Source organism: Veillonella sp. ZSJB6 (genome assembly GCF_051549505.1).
GTDB lineage: Bacteria > Bacillota > Negativicutes > Veillonellales > Veillonellaceae > Veillonella.
The window spans coordinates 253,299-267,719 of sequence record NZ_JBPUGE010000003.1; the positions used below are offsets into that span (position 1 = coordinate 253,299).

A 14,421-nucleotide genomic window follows, 5' to 3' on the forward strand; every position below is an offset into this window, starting at 1 on the left:
CACAATCCCTAGAGGAGGATAATTATGGCTCGTTTATTTGGTACAGATGGTGTACGTGGTGTTGTTAATGAATTTTTAACACCTGAATTAGCCTATCATTTAGGCCGTGCAGCGGCTACATATTTTGGTAAAGAAAAAGACCATCCTACATTCTTGATTGGTCGTGATACGCGTATTTCTGGCTCCATGCTTGAAAGTGCGTTAGCGTCCGGTATTTGCTCTGTTGGTGGTAATGTTGTAATTGCCGGTGTTATCCCAACTCCAGCAGTAGCTTACCTTGTACGTCAACAAGGCTTTGATGCAGGTGCTGTTATTTCTGCATCTCACAATCCATATCCAGATAATGGTATTAAATTCTTTGATGGCAACGGCTATAAATTGCCAGATGAAGTAGAAGATCAATTAGAACAATATGTTCGTCAAAGTGCAGATAATGAATTGCCACGTCCAACAGGTGATGGCATTGGTACCATTGAGTACAATAGCAATTTAGCTCATTTCTACGCTCACTTTGTTCGCCATACAATTGATACATCCCTTGAAGGTTTGACTATCGTATATGATGGTGCGAACGGTGCTGCATCTAGCGTAGGTCCTGAAATTTTATCTGGTCTTGGCGCTAAAGTAATCAACATCAATGTAAATCCAGATGGCTTGAATATCAATGATCACTGTGGTTCTACACATATCGAAGGCTTACAAGTGGCTGTACAACAACATAATGCAGACCTTGGTATTGCTAACGATGGTGATGCGGACCGTTGCTTATTGGTAGACGAAAAAGGTCAAGTTCTTGATGGTGACCAAATCATGCTATTGTGTGCTCTTAAATTGAAAGAAGAAGGCAAACTCAAAGATGATACTGTAGTTGGTACTGTTATGAGTAATATTGGGTTCCATAAAGCGGCAGAAGAACTAGGAATGAAAACAGTTTCTACTGCTGTTGGTGACCGTTATGTATTGGAATACATGCGTGAACATGACCTCTCCGTTGGTGGTGAGCAATCTGGTCACGTAATCTTCTTAGATCACAATACAACTGGTGATGGCATGTTAACAGCTGTTCAAGTGGCGGCTCTTATGAAAGAAAAAAATCAACCACTTTCTGAGTTGGCTAGCATTATGACTAAGTATCCTCAAGTTCTTATCAACGTTCGCGTTGCTACAAAAACAGGTTGGGAAGACAATGATATTATCAAAGCAGCTATTGTGACAGCAGAAGGTGAACTTGGTGATGAAGGCCGCGTTCTCGTTCGTGCATCTGGTACGGAACCACTTATTCGCGTAATGGCTGAAGGTCCTAACCAAGAAGAACTACAAGCACTATGTCAAGAAATTGCCGATATTATCGGTAGAGAACAAGGGTTGGCGGACTAACTCTTAATGAGTAGTTTGATACTACTCCGTTTGGTTCCATTCTACAATTTGATATTAAAAGTATCCCCTCCTATATATGTCCCTTTGCTCCGTCCTACGTAAAGTCGCTGCAGGAACATATATAGGAGGGTATTTATTTTATATTTATCTAGGATGGTTACCGAATGGAACCGTCACTATGGCGCAAATATTTCTGCATTATACCATTTCTACTCATTAAGAGTTATTTCGCATATGAGGGGGAGGATAGACGAGATGATGCAATTCATCTTATATATAGTTAAGAACTGTGTTGCTGTTACTATAGGTACATATATAGGATGTAATTTATGTTATTATAGCGATATAGCGAGAAATGAACTGAAAAAGCACTACTTTGAATTGTAATCATTCAGAGTAGTGCTTTTGTTATTATTTATCAGCCACAACGAGTTTGTATCCATTTAAGTGAATGTTACTGTTTGTTGTGTCTTCGTTTGTTAAGGATTTTACATAGCTGTCGCCTGTGAGTGTCCAGGTAGAGTCTTTGCTGAGTTTCATTGTAATTTCTTTAGCTGTGTTGTCTGTGTTTACAGCGCCTACGAGGCTGGATCCATTAGTCATGTCTAGTGCGACAGTGCTGATGGAGTCGGCTACGATGTTACCGTTAAGTTCTTGGTTGGATGCGCGAAGTGTGAGGTGACCACCGTTTTCACCATCTTTACCCCAGCGGGAGTCTGCTGCGGCTTTCACGAGTGTGGTAGTATTTGGCATTACAATTGCGTTGCCTGTAAGGTCTACTTCGGCTGTAGTGTTGTTTACATAGATGAAAGCGCCTGTACCATGAGTTGTAAGTGTGTTATTTTCTGCTTTTAAACGAGCAATACCGCTTTCAGCATCACCGGAGAAACTTTGGTATAGCATGAAGCCATTATCGTGGTAGCCTGTAACATTAGAGTTCGTAAGGGTAATGGAGTTTTTACCTTCTACGACGCCTATTTCACTCTTGTTAGCTACGCCGTTGATACTGTTTGCTGTAATATTGCCGGTGGAGTAGATAACAGGGCTACCCGCACCATAGGTTGTTAGCTTGGCTGCTTCTGCATTAATGGTGCCTTCGCCACGGTCTGTAGCAAGCGTAGCAGAGTGAGCCCCTTCAGTGGTGATGGTTAAATTTTTACCATTTACAGTGCCTTTGTAGGTCGCATCTAAGCCGCGAGAGGAGTCGCCCTTAGTGTGAATATTTGTATTTTCTATATTAATAACAGAGCCTTCGCCAGTGGCAAATACCGCATTAGAGCCAATACTATTAGATGTAATATTACTATTTTTAATGCTCGTTTGACTGCCTTCGATGCCGAGCACTACTGCATTTTGTCCGCGGAAATTACTGTTGTCATCATTTGTGGTGTTACCCTGTTTATTAAATACGCTGCTATCGATGGTGATAGTGGCTTTGTTTTTTCCGATGAAAGCATTTTGATCGCTTGTAGTATTGTCGAATCGTTGGTGTTCTAATGTTTTATTTTCACTAATAACAGATGTGCCTGTGAAAGTACTAGGATTAGCTTCCTTATGAGGCGTTGGTTCATTAATTTCTCCTGTCTTTACATCATCTGGTCTAGGTACATCGTTTTTAGGTGTATTAGCGTTAGGCACATCAGCCTTAGGGGCAGATATGCTTTGTGTTAGAACATTAGCTTGTATTGGTTCTGCACCAAAGGTAGGGGCGAATGCGAGTGCTGCGAGGGCGCCACCCGCTAAAGCGGGAACGATGAAACGTCTTAAAGTTTTATAGTTACGTGAATGTGTCATATATAATAACCTCCAAATATTTATTGCGCGATAAAATCGAATTGTGTAAAATTAAGATTGTAAGAAGTATAGTAATTATCTGTGAAAATAGTATGAATGATACATGGGATTTATAAACAAATATTAACTGTGATGTTTAGATATGTCGATGAGGATATCTTGCTTTCACCATTACTTATCACGTATAATATAGATTGGTATATGATGTATACTGTTAAGATCTGCCGTATCTTATAGAAAGGAGTTCCCTAATTCGTAAAGGCGAATAGCGCAAGTACCCGCGAAGGCAGTCGTTAGGGTAGACGAGGTGAAGAGTAATCGAATCATCAGCGGATGCTCTTCCGGCATATTCATGTCGTAACAGATATTAAAAAGCTCATCGGTAACGATGGGGACAAAGTGTATCTGAATGAATTGTATTCAAATACTATTTGATACATAATTTGAATATTAACTTAGAACGTTAAGTTAGAATAGTAATTTGTTAGCCTTAGTTGTTGGCTGGGGCTAGAAATACCCCCAGTTATAGGAGGATATACTTATGTGCGGTATCGTAGGATACATTGGCTTTAATCAAGCATCTGATTTCTTGTTGGACGGTATGGCGAAATTAGAATACCGTGGTTATGACTCTGCAGGTATTGCTGTTATCGGCCCTGAAAATGTGATTAAAATTCAAAAGAAGGTTGGCCGCCTTGCTAATCTTGAGGCGATTGTAAAAGCAGATCCTAATGAAGGGACTATAGGTATTGGTCATACTCGTTGGGCTACTCATGGTCGCCCATCTGATATGAACGCCCATCCTCATGCATCTGAAGATGGTAAATTTGCTGTTGTACACAACGGTATTATTGAAAATTACATGCCTTTAAAAGAAGAGCTCATTAAAAAAGGGTACCATTTCAAATCTGAAACTGATACAGAAGTAGTAGCTCATTTATTAGAAGATATGTATGATGGCGATTTCGTAGGCACAGTACGTCGCATGCTCTCTCGTGTTGATGGTGCGTATGCTCTTGAAATCATCTGTGCTGATGAGCCAGATAAAATCATTTGTACTAAAAAAGAAAATCCATTGGTTATCGGTCTTGGCAAAGGCGAAAACTTTGTAGCATCTGATATTCCAGCCATTATTAACTACACACGCGATACATACATTTTGAGCGATGGTGAATTAGCTATCGTAACTCGTGATAATGTATCTGTATTTGACCGTGAAGGCAACCCTGTTGATAAAGAAGTATTCCATGTTAACTGGAATGCGGAAGCAGCAGAAAAAGGCGGTTATGAACACTTCATGTTGAAAGAAATTCATGATCAACCTAAAGCTGTACGCGATACTTTCGGTACACATATCTCTGAAGATGGTAAAACAGCTATCTTTGATGAATTGAATTGGACTGCTGAAGATGTAGCAGCTTTTAATAAAATCCTTATCGTTGCATGTGGTACAGCATACCATGCAGGTCTTGTAACAAAACAATATATTGAAAACTTGGCGCGCATTCCTGTAAGTGTGGAAATCGCATCCGAGTACCGTTACAGCAATCCATTGACTGATGACAAAACATTATGTATCGTTATCAGCCAATCTGGTGAAACATCTGATACATTGGCTGCGTTAAAAGAGGCAAAACGCCATGGTGCTAAATCCTTGGCGATTACTAACGTAGTAGGTTCCAGTATCTCCCGTGAAGCAGACAATACTGTTTACACATGGGCAGGCCCTGAAATCTCTGTAGCGTCCACAAAAGCGTACACGACTCAATTAGTAGCTGGCTTGTTGTTCGCTGTATACCTTGGTCAATTAAATGGCAAAATGAATCCAGCGTTAGGCGAAGAAATCCTAAGCGGCGTTAAAAACTTGCCTACATTGATTCATGAAATCTTTGAAGTAGACGAAGATATGAAAGCCTTTGCAAAACATTATGGCTTCAAATCTGATGCGTTCTTCTTAGGCCGTGCTATCGACTACGCAGTAGCGATGGAAGGTGCTTTGAAATTGAAAGAAATTTCTTACATCCATGCTGAAGCATATGCTGGTGGCGAGTTGAAACATGGTACATTGGCTCTTATTGAAGAAGGCGTACCTGTTATCGCATTGGCTACACAAGAAGATGTGTATGATAAGATGATCAGCAACATCCGCGAAGTAAAAGCTCGTGAAGCGGTTGTAATCGGTATCGGCATGAAAGGTGACGAAGAATTATCTAAACACGTAGACCATACAATCTATGTTCCTCGTGCAAATAAATTCATCGCTCCAATCCTTGCAGTTGTACCATTGCAATTATTAGCATATTATGCAGCGATTACACGCGGCGCAGATGTAGATAAACCACGTAACTTGGCTAAATCTGTAACCGTAGAATAATATATATAACCAACAGTGCTTCGGCACTGTTGGTTTATTTCAATATAGGGAGACTATTATGGCAGTTATATTTTCCGGCATCCAACCTAGTGGTGAGTTAACACTTGGTAACTATTTGGGGGCTTTACGTAATTTCTTAGACTATCAAGATACTGACGAATGTTATTATTGCATCGTTAACCAACATGCAATCACTGTACCGCAAGATCCAAAAGAGTTATTCCAAAATACTCGTAATTTGGCTGCGTTGTACCTAGCGGTTGGCCTGGATCCTAAAAAGGTAACATTGTTCGTACAATCCGAAGTACCTGAGCACGTTAAACTCGGTTGGGTTATGCAATCTATCAGCTATGTTGGCGAATTAGAGCGTATGACGCAGTATAAAGACAAGTCTCAAAAGCAAGGTGACTCCATTCCTACAGCATTGCTTACGTACCCACCATTGATGGCGGCAGATATCTTGTTATATGGTACAAACTATGTTCCTGTAGGTGAAGACCAAAAACAACATCTTGAGTTGACTCGTAATTTGGCAGAGCGTTTTAACCGTAGATTCGGTGAAACTTTCGTAGTACCTGATATCAAGGTAGGCGAAGGTGGTGCTCGCGTTATGAGCTTACAAGAGCCAACTAAGAAAATGAGTAAATCTGATGATAATCAAAATGCTACCATTCGCCTTTTGGATGCACCAGATTTGATCGTGAAAAAATTGAAACGCGCTCAAACTGACTCTGATAATGCAGTGCGTTACGATAAAGAAAACAAACCGGGCATTTCTAACTTGATGGGCATTTACCGTGCTATCACAAAAGACAGCTATGAAGCTATCGAAGAAATGTATGCCGGTAAAGGTTATGGCGTTTTCAAATCCGATATTGCAGACCTATTGGTGGCAACTCTTGAGCCAATCCAACAACGTTACAATGAGTTGATTGTAAGCCCTGAACTCGATGTTATTCTCGATGAAGGTGCTGCTAAGGCTCATGCTAAAGCAAGTCAAATGTATCGTAAAGTAGAGCAAGCTATGGGCTTGTGTCGTAAATAAAATCATATAGTAGACTTTCAATTTGTGAGGTAAGCCATGACGAAACAAGAGGCGATGGAACGCTTTTCATCAGGTACCGTACAACAGAGCTTAGAAATACATCGTGGAATTCAGTGGGCCGGTCGTATCATCGGTCTGTTGGTTTGCGCCTTAATTGTAAAATATATGCCCTCCGATTGGGCTGAGCGTATATGGTATTATCTGTTGTTGCTCGTCATATTGTGGACCCTTCATAGATTAGGTGAAAGTCAAGCATTTATCTGTGAAAAGGGCCTCGTGTTAAAGCGAAGGCCTTTTTCTGTGAAAGAATACTTTCACAGCCTTTTTCATGGCGATGAATATTTTGTCTTTGTCGATTATGAGCATATAATTGGATTTACTGAAGGTTGGCGTGAGTTGCAGGCTATGAATGGTCATGGTGGGATTTATGTAATACCATTAGATCTCGCACAGGTAGGGTATAAAGACAAAATGGCCATGATTGAAGCGATTCACAAGCATTCAGATACATAATGTATGTGTATATACAAAGGATTTAGTACTATAATCCTGTATGAATCATGAGAGAGCTAAAAATTCTAAAATTCATCAAATTATCTATTTACAACTTTAACGAACTAAAGTATAATACAATCATCGGGTACAGACATGAGTTCTGTACAGCATATATTAGCAAGTAGTTAAAGGTGTAATACACCGTGGAGGATAGTTATGAATTGGAAAAAAATGATGGCCGTTGGCCTTGCAGCAGTATCTATGATGGTATTTGTAACGGGTTGTGGTAGTGATACTAAAACTGCTAATACAGAATTACCTAAGAAAATCGTTATCGGCTTAGATGATAGCTTCCCTCCAATGGGCTTTAAAGATGATAAAGGCGAAATCGTAGGTCTTGATATCGATATGGCTAAAGAAGCAGCTAAACGCGCTGGCATGGATGTGGAATTCAAAGCTATCGACTGGTCTAGTAAAGAAGCTGAGTTGAAATCTAAAAAAATCGACGCTTTATGGAATGGCTTAACAGTTTCTCCTGAACGTGAGAAGAATATCTTGTTCTCCAACACATATATGAAGGATAAACAATACATCGTTGTTCGTAATGAAGATGAATCCATTAAATCTAAAGCAGATCTTGCAGGCAAAGTAGTAGGTGTTCAACAAGCAAGTACTGGTGAATCTGCATTGCAAAACGATCCAAGCGGTAAAACTGTGAAAGAAATTAAATCTTATGCTGATTTCGTAAGTGCTTTCATGGATCTTGGTATTGGACGTGTTGATGCAGTTATCGCAGATGGTGTTATCGCTCGTTACCTTATGACAAAAGAACCTGGTAAATACAAAATCGTAGAAGGTACTGATTACGGTGTTGATAACTTTGCTGTTGGCTTCCGTAAAGATGACACTGCATTACGTGATAAAATCAATGGTATCTTAGCTGAAATGAAAAAAGATGGTACTGCTGATAAAATCGTTGAAAAATGGTTGGGCTCTAGCGCAGACCTAGATAAGAGCGATGCTAAATAGTACAATTCGTGATATACTAATAGTACTATGGTCAGTTTGTACAACAGATAATTAAAGAACGAAATGTACACTAGAGAAGAGGCCAGAAGCCTCTTCTCTAGTCGTGTTTTGAAGGAGTATTCCATGTTAGATTATTTATTGCAGATTATCCCAACCATCGCTGATGGTTTAAAGGTAACCGTATCGCTATTCTGTATTGTATGGATTTTATCCATCCCTGGCGGTATCTTACTTGCTTTGGTACGTCTATCAAAATTTACAGTGCTCGATAAAATTGTTGAAGCCTTCGTATATTTGATGCGCGGCACACCATTAATGTTACAAATTTTATTCGTATATTATGCATTGCCTATCATTACAGATGGAGCAGTCCAAATGGATGATGCTACAGCTGCAGTACTTACATTCGTGTTGAACTACGCAGCGTATTTATGTGAAATTTTCCGTGGTGGTATTCAATCCATTTCTCGTGGTCAGTACGAAGGGGCAAAGGTTCTTGGTTTTACTTATGCTCAAACAATGCGTAAAATCATCTTGCCACAAATGTTTAAACGCGTATTGCCTCCGCTTGCGAACGAAACAATTAACTTGTTGAAAGATACGTCTCTTGTATACGTATTGGCTATGAATGATATCTTGCGTATTACAAAATCTATCGTACAACGTGACTTTGATATCTCTGCCTTCTTAGTGGCAGCTTTGTTCTACTTGATCTTTACCTTTATTTTGACAAATATCTTCAACTACTTAGAAAGACGATTTGCTGTATATGAAGATTAATCTATTCTGTAGTAGTGTGTCGTAGATATGGACTTAGTTGTTTTTAAGGGCTATAGCCGATTTGAAATTACAGCTATTTATTTATACGACGATGTAAGAGGTACTTATGACATTTGTAAATATGGAGCGTATTGAAAAACGCTTTAACAATCAAACTGTATTGCGCGATGTATCGCTCAAAATGGATAGAGGGGAAATCGTTTCTATCATCGGCCCATCTGGGTCTGGTAAATCTACATTTTTACGCTGCTTAGGTCAATTGGAAACCATTGATGGTGGTTCTATTACTGTAGATGGTACTGTCCTTGCTAGTACAGATGCTAATGGCACTGTAAACTATGCTAGCCAAGAAACACAACATGACTTATTATTACGCATGGGCATGGTATTCCAATCTTTCAATTTATTCCCTCATATGACGGTGCTTGATAACATTATGATCGCGCCGCGCATGGTAAAAGGTATGAAAGATGATGAAATTTTACCGATTGCAGAGCGATTACTTAATAAAGTTGGCTTATGGGAAAAGCGCGATATGTATCCATCCCGTTTGTCTGGCGGTCAACAACAACGCGTGGCCATCGCTCGCGCATTGGCGATGAATCCTGAAATCATGCTCTTTGATGAGCCTACATCTGCCCTTGACCCAGAATTAACTGGTGAGGTTCTTAAGACTATTAAACAGTTGGCTGATGATCATATGACGATGATTATCGTAACTCATGAAATGAACTTTGCTCGTGAAGTATCTGATCGTGTCATCTTTATGGCGGATGGTGTTATCCAAGAGGAAGGTACACCAGAACAAATTTTCAACAATCCACAGAACGATAGAACGAAAGCGTTCTTGGAGAACATGTTATAGGAGGTCTTATGAAGTTACGTTTTATTGCTGCTACGTTAGCTGTCATGGCTATGAGCACGACCTCTATTATGGCAGAAGGCTTGCAAGGCACACCTGGAACTCCGATGGCAATCGTAGATTCCCAAAAAGACTCTGCCTCTATTTTGCCAGATCAGTATAAATCGTATGCGACTACGATGAACACAGTAGTTAAGGACTATAAAAATGGCTATACCTTTACGATTCCATGGCGTGTAGCCGATGGTGTTAAGCTAGATATGGATGTGCGTAGTGAAAGTGAGCATATTCAAGGCTATTCTTTCAACCTAGCAGGTCCAACACAAGATGATTCCTATACTGTGTCTTTCACAAAACGCAATAATACACCGCAAGACGGGGTATCTCAAAAGGAATGGAATACGACTTGGTATGGTGTGCCAATCAAGGGCATGTCTGATGAAGAGTACTTGAGCATCTGGCGTCAGCATAGTAATGTCTTTGAAAATAACGATATCGTTGGGGGCTTCTTTAACAAGAAAGGGGCTATATCAGCACGTTGGGATAAGACAACACCAAAATCGTATGCTGAAATGACATCTACAGAGCCTGTTCAATCTGTATTTGAAGCGGAATTCATCATGGATAAGGATCCAACGCATCGCTACAATTTGGCGAGCACCTATGCTCCTATTCAAGGGGAATTTATGGAACAAGGCTTGATGGAACATACAATTCCATCCTTTGAATTACTAAATAAGTCTGGTTCTAGTACAATCAAAGGTGTTAAGCAGTTTATCTCTGGCACAAGTGATATCAGCGTAGCTGAAGGTATTAAATTTGCCTATCCAAAAGGTTTTACCCGTCTAAATGAAAAGGGTAAAATTGCTTTCGCTAAGCATAATGTGCGCCTTGATATTGAATCCTTTACAATCCCCGTACAAGCGGTTAGCACAGGCATGCCTACAATGATGGGCAAACAAATGCTAGGTGATTATTACCTTAAACAATTGGTTGAGGTGAATAAGGCAACCATTACTCGTTATGAAACACATATTATCGATGGTAATGTAATGTTCTACTTGGCAGGTCATATGAAGAATCCTAATACGGCTGATACATCTGCAGCTGCACCAGTATCCTTTGCCGCTACTATTATCTTAGGTAATGAAGGCAATGTAGCCGTGGCTCGTATGATTGGCCCAGCAGGAACTAGCCTTAGCACACCGGAGCTCATCGATGTGCTGGATGGATTCAAATTGACTACTACATTGAATACTAACCAATCATCACAAGTTTTATAATATACACATAATATTCTTTTATTTGTATAAATCTGTATAATTTGTGCTATAATAAAAGAAATCCTCTAGAAAAAGAGGAGTTTTCCTTGATGGTCTAGAATATAATACTATAGGCTAAACGATCTTTGATCATATCCCCTTTGAGGGATTAGAAATAGGAGGGGTTATTATGGTTACCTACAAAACTATTGTCGTACCTACTGATGGTTCTGAAAATGCTAAACGTGCGTTGGAACATGCTCTCGCTGTAGCGGACCGCAACCATGCTGAATTGATTATTGTTCACGTTGCAAATATCGTGTCTGCTATTTCCAATTTCGATCAAACACCAATTTCCGGTGGTTACGTATCTGAACAAATTGCAGAAGATATGGAAGAAACTGGTAAAGAAATTCTTAACGATGTAGTAAAAGAAATTCCTACAGGCGTAAAAGTTAAAAGCGTATTCGAAGTTGGTTCCCCTGGTCCTGCATTATTAGCAGTAGCTAAAAAATATAATGCTGACCTTATCGTAATGGGTAGCCGTGGCCTTGGCCCATTGAAAGGCTTATTCATGGGTAGCGTAAGTAGCTATGTAACTAGTCACTCCACTTGCCCTGTATTGATCATTAAATAATTCATATCCTGTACAGATATGATACAAAAAGAGACTTTGTTGTAACAAAGTCTCTTTTTTATAGCGTAAAAATGATATAATATTTGTATGTATGCCATTTAGGTTTACAAATAAGAACGAAATTAAGTTACATGAGAACAATAAATAAACATAGATAATGGTTTATAAAATGGGGGACTATATGAGCGACAAACAAGAATCATTGCTAAAGCTAGCAGAACTGTTTAAAATCCTGGGTGACCCTACACGCCTTAAAATAGTAGAATTATTATTAGAAAACGAAATGTGTGTAAATCACATTGCAGAAACAATGGGGATGGGACAATCCGCTATTTCTCACCAATTGCGTGTACTCCGTCAAGCAAGACTTGTGACCTATCGCAAGGAAGGTAAAACTGCATACTACTCTCTAAACGATGATCACGTAGAAGGTCTCGTAAGAATGGGTATGGAACACGTATCTCATCAATAGTCATATAGCCGTATTGCATACTATTTGTCTAACTTGATTGGGGATATACAAAAGTACTCATGATATATATATATCCTCTAAAGATATATAAAGTTAAAATATAAGAAAAGGAGCCGTTTATACGGCTCCTTTTTGTATAGGTATACTAGTATTAATATAAAGGGAAGAGGTAATAGGCTATCGTAATAAATAGTGGCATAGTTACTGCTGATAGTATGGTTGTACCCATTACAATTTGCGTAGCGTATTCTGGATTGTTTTTCATCTCGATAGCAATAAGGGCCATATTGATGGCTGTTGGTACGCTATAGGTGATGACAATCGTTTGCGCTGCAATCGGGTGCATAGGACCATAGAAAATTATAAATAATATAGTAATAACTGCAGCAATGAGAGGACTTAAGACGAGACGTAAGGATGTAGCGAGCATAACATCCGCCTTAAAGAAGTTTAATGGCGTTCTGTTAATCTGCACCCCTAAAGCGATCATAGCAACGCCTACAAAGGCATTAGCAAAGATTTTAAGAGGGGCAAAGAAGAATAGACCGTGTAAATCAAATGGTAAGAGCTGGCAAAGTAATGCAAGCGGTATAGCATATACCATAGGCATATGGAAGACTACGCTTAACGCATCCTTTGTGCTCAAACGCCCAGCACCAGCTTGGTAGAAACCATAGGTATTACTTGTAATGGTCTGTATAATCATAATGGATACGACGCTGACAAGACCTAAATCAGCATAGGGGGTTGCGCCATCGATGACGTAAGGCACATTGGTAAATACAAAGATGGCAAGGGCGATGCCCATATTGCCGACATTGTTAAACATAACGCAGTTCTTTAATGTGGCGATTTTTGCTACATCATAACCTTGTATTTTGCCGACTACACCTGAAAGGATAGAGTTCAGTATGAGTACAACTAGTGCACAAAATACGATTTCTAACGTACCTGATGTAAATTTAGCTTCATACATAGCCCTAAATACAAAGGTAGGCAATAATATGTAGAAGTTTAGTTTACTCAGCGTATATAAATCTAGTTTAAATTTTCTATCCAATATAAACCCTACGCCTATCAGTATAAAAATAGGAATCATAGAGTTCATAAATATATGTCCTATTAGCTCGAATATATTCATTATCTCACCTAGAGTTTCTTATTAATTTAGTATGGATTTAATGTATAGTATTATCATACCATAGTATGTATTGTTCGGGGCTTAAAAGTTTTATCCATTATGATTTCTTATGGTATTCATCAGAAATATATATGCAAAATGTGAGTTTTTACATACATATTAATTAACAAATATATAGTATAATGTGAATATATTGTATATTTAGTTTGTTCTTTGAACGTGTCTCTACGGTGAGTAACCATAGCTTTCACAGTGTGGAGTCCAAAGGGATGCACAGGAGGAATTATGAAACGAATTCTATTAGTATTAATGAGCGTTTTCATGCTGGCCTTGTTAGTGGGGTGTGGTAGTGACACAAACAAAGCAGCAGATTCTGCTAAACCAAGCACATCTGAAAAGATTACTGTACAAGCGGCAGCGAGCTTGAAAGGTGCTCTTACTGAATTGGCAGAGTCCTACAAAAAGAGTCATAACTTATCAGACGACCAAATTGCTATTAACTTTGCTGGTTCTGGCACATTGCGCCAACAAATTGAACAAGGCGCACCAGCTAGCTTATTCATCTCTGCTGACGAAAAGAATATGAAAATGTTGCAAGACAAAGACCTTGTAACAGATGTTAAACCATTTGTAACTAATGAATTAGTTCTTGTAGTTCCAAAAGGCCAACCTAAAATTGAATTAAATCAAATTGCTTCTGTTAAACGTATCGTTTTAGGTAATCCTGAAACAGTGCCAGCTGGTAATTATGGTAAACAAGTATTAACAAAATTAGGTGTTTGGGAACAAGTTGAACCAAATGTAGTATATGCTAAAGACGTAAAAGCTGTAACAGCATCCATTAGCCAAGGTGCTGGTGATGCTGGCTTTATCTATAAAACAGATGCTATTGCTGCAGGTGATGCGGTTCAAATTTCTGCTGTAACACCGGCTGATTCCCATGATCCAGTCATCTATCCAATCGGTATCATTAAAAAATATGACAACGCATTGGCAAAAGACTTTTACCAATATGTAATGAGCCCAGAAGGCCAAAAAGTATTAGAAAAATACGGTTTCTCTCCTTCTAAATAAGAGTTAAACGCTAGCTTTCAGGGCTAGCGTTTTCTTATGATACAATATAGATATTATTATGAATATGTTAGACATACAT

13 protein-coding genes are annotated in these 14,421 nt (G+C 39.1%); 11 read left to right on the forward strand and 2 right to left on the reverse strand.

Annotation, left to right across the window (positions count from 1 at the left end; genetic code table 11):
- The first annotated feature begins 24 nt into the window (after positions 1-24).
- The gene (gene glmM, locus ACSV5T_RS05670; RefSeq protein ID WP_438320491.1) at positions 25-1,377 is read left to right on the forward strand and encodes a phosphoglucosamine mutase; all 1,353 of its coding nucleotides are present in this window, start codon (positions 25-27) and stop codon (positions 1,375-1,377) included.
- A gap of 411 nt (positions 1,378-1,788) precedes the next feature.
- On the opposite strand, the gene ACSV5T_RS05675 is transcribed toward glmM, so the two are convergent.
- Positions 1,789-3,171, reverse strand: a complete 1,383-nt coding sequence (locus tag ACSV5T_RS05675; protein ID WP_438320492.1) for a hypothetical protein — start codon at positions 3,169-3,171, stop codon at positions 1,789-1,791.
- 541 nt (positions 3,172-3,712) lie between these two features.
- On the opposite strand from ACSV5T_RS05675, the gene glmS reads away from it, so the two are divergent.
- From glmS to ACSV5T_RS05720, 9 genes are all read left to right on the forward strand, one after another.
- Positions 3,713-5,545, forward strand: a complete 1,833-nt coding sequence (glmS, locus tag ACSV5T_RS05680; RefSeq protein WP_295868186.1) for a glutamine--fructose-6-phosphate transaminase (isomerizing) — start codon at positions 3,713-3,715, stop codon at positions 5,543-5,545.
- Between the two features lie 58 nt (positions 5,546-5,603).
- Positions 5,604-6,590, forward strand: a complete 987-nt coding sequence (trpS, locus tag ACSV5T_RS05685; RefSeq protein ID WP_438320493.1) for a tryptophan--tRNA ligase — start codon at positions 5,604-5,606, stop codon at positions 6,588-6,590.
- A gap of 36 nt (positions 6,591-6,626) precedes the next feature.
- A complete protein-coding gene (locus ACSV5T_RS05690; RefSeq protein ID WP_105085219.1) occupies positions 6,627-7,103 on the forward strand; it encodes a hypothetical protein in 477 nt (158 codons plus the stop codon).
- 198 nt (positions 7,104-7,301) lie between these two features.
- Positions 7,302-8,114 carry an amino acid ABC transporter substrate-binding protein gene (locus ACSV5T_RS05695; RefSeq protein ID WP_438320494.1) on the forward strand — a complete coding sequence of 271 codons (813 nt, stop codon included), beginning with the start codon at positions 7,302-7,304 and terminating at the stop codon, positions 8,112-8,114.
- 123 nt (positions 8,115-8,237) lie between these two features.
- Positions 8,238-8,894, forward strand: a complete 657-nt coding sequence (locus ACSV5T_RS05700) for an amino acid ABC transporter permease (RefSeq protein WP_005387763.1) — start codon at positions 8,238-8,240, stop codon at positions 8,892-8,894.
- 106 nt (positions 8,895-9,000) lie between these two features.
- On the forward strand, positions 9,001-9,759 hold the full coding sequence (locus tag ACSV5T_RS05705; protein WP_005387765.1) for an amino acid ABC transporter ATP-binding protein: 759 nt from the start codon (positions 9,001-9,003) through the stop codon (positions 9,757-9,759).
- An 8-nt stretch (positions 9,760-9,767) separates the two neighbouring features.
- Positions 9,768-11,039, forward strand: coding sequence for a hypothetical protein (locus tag ACSV5T_RS05710; RefSeq protein WP_227721396.1), 1,272 nt, complete (start codon positions 9,768-9,770; stop codon positions 11,037-11,039).
- A gap of 169 nt (positions 11,040-11,208) precedes the next feature.
- On the forward strand, positions 11,209-11,655 hold the full coding sequence (locus tag ACSV5T_RS05715; RefSeq protein ID WP_060923852.1) for a universal stress protein: 447 nt from the start codon (positions 11,209-11,211) through the stop codon (positions 11,653-11,655).
- Between the two features lie 181 nt (positions 11,656-11,836).
- Positions 11,837-12,127, forward strand: a complete 291-nt coding sequence (locus ACSV5T_RS05720; RefSeq protein ID WP_024063797.1) for an ArsR/SmtB family transcription factor — start codon at positions 11,837-11,839, stop codon at positions 12,125-12,127.
- A gap of 151 nt (positions 12,128-12,278) precedes the next feature.
- Here the strand turns inward: ACSV5T_RS05720 and ACSV5T_RS05725 are convergent, their stop codons facing one another.
- Positions 12,279-13,268, reverse strand: a complete 990-nt coding sequence (locus ACSV5T_RS05725; protein ID WP_363661687.1) for an AEC family transporter — start codon at positions 13,266-13,268, stop codon at positions 12,279-12,281.
- Positions 13,269-13,553: 285 nt separating this feature from the next.
- On the opposite strand from ACSV5T_RS05725, the gene modA reads away from it, so the two are divergent.
- Positions 13,554-14,342, forward strand: a complete 789-nt coding sequence (gene modA, locus ACSV5T_RS05730) for a molybdate ABC transporter substrate-binding protein (protein WP_105090145.1) — start codon at positions 13,554-13,556, stop codon at positions 14,340-14,342.
- The last annotated feature ends 79 nt before the right edge of the window (positions 14,343-14,421 follow it).

Coding starts and splice junctions, on each gene's coding strand:
- ACSV5T_RS05725 (WP_363661687.1), bottom strand. CDS start 13,268: ATGAATATATTCGAGCTAATAGGACATATATTTATGAACTCTATGATT.
- ACSV5T_RS05705 (WP_005387765.1), top strand. CDS start 9,001: ATGACATTTGTAAATATGGAGCGTATTGAAAAACGCTTTAACAATCAA.
- ACSV5T_RS05710 (WP_227721396.1), top strand. CDS start 9,768: ATGAAGTTACGTTTTATTGCTGCTACGTTAGCTGTCATGGCTATGAGC.
- ACSV5T_RS05700 (WP_005387763.1), top strand. CDS start 8,238: ATGTTAGATTATTTATTGCAGATTATCCCAACCATCGCTGATGGTTTA.
- glmM (WP_438320491.1), top strand. CDS start 25: ATGGCTCGTTTATTTGGTACAGATGGTGTACGTGGTGTTGTTAATGAA.
- trpS (WP_438320493.1), top strand. CDS start 5,604: ATGGCAGTTATATTTTCCGGCATCCAACCTAGTGGTGAGTTAACACTT.
- ACSV5T_RS05715 (WP_060923852.1), top strand. CDS start 11,209: ATGGTTACCTACAAAACTATTGTCGTACCTACTGATGGTTCTGAAAAT.
- ACSV5T_RS05695 (WP_438320494.1), top strand. CDS start 7,302: ATGAATTGGAAAAAAATGATGGCCGTTGGCCTTGCAGCAGTATCTATG.
- ACSV5T_RS05690 (WP_105085219.1), top strand. CDS start 6,627: ATGACGAAACAAGAGGCGATGGAACGCTTTTCATCAGGTACCGTACAA.
- glmS (WP_295868186.1), top strand. CDS start 3,713: ATGTGCGGTATCGTAGGATACATTGGCTTTAATCAAGCATCTGATTTC.
- modA (WP_105090145.1), top strand. CDS start 13,554: ATGAAACGAATTCTATTAGTATTAATGAGCGTTTTCATGCTGGCCTTG.
- ACSV5T_RS05675 (WP_438320492.1), bottom strand. CDS start 3,171: ATGACACATTCACGTAACTATAAAACTTTAAGACGTTTCATCGTTCCC.
- ACSV5T_RS05720 (WP_024063797.1), top strand. CDS start 11,837: ATGAGCGACAAACAAGAATCATTGCTAAAGCTAGCAGAACTGTTTAAA.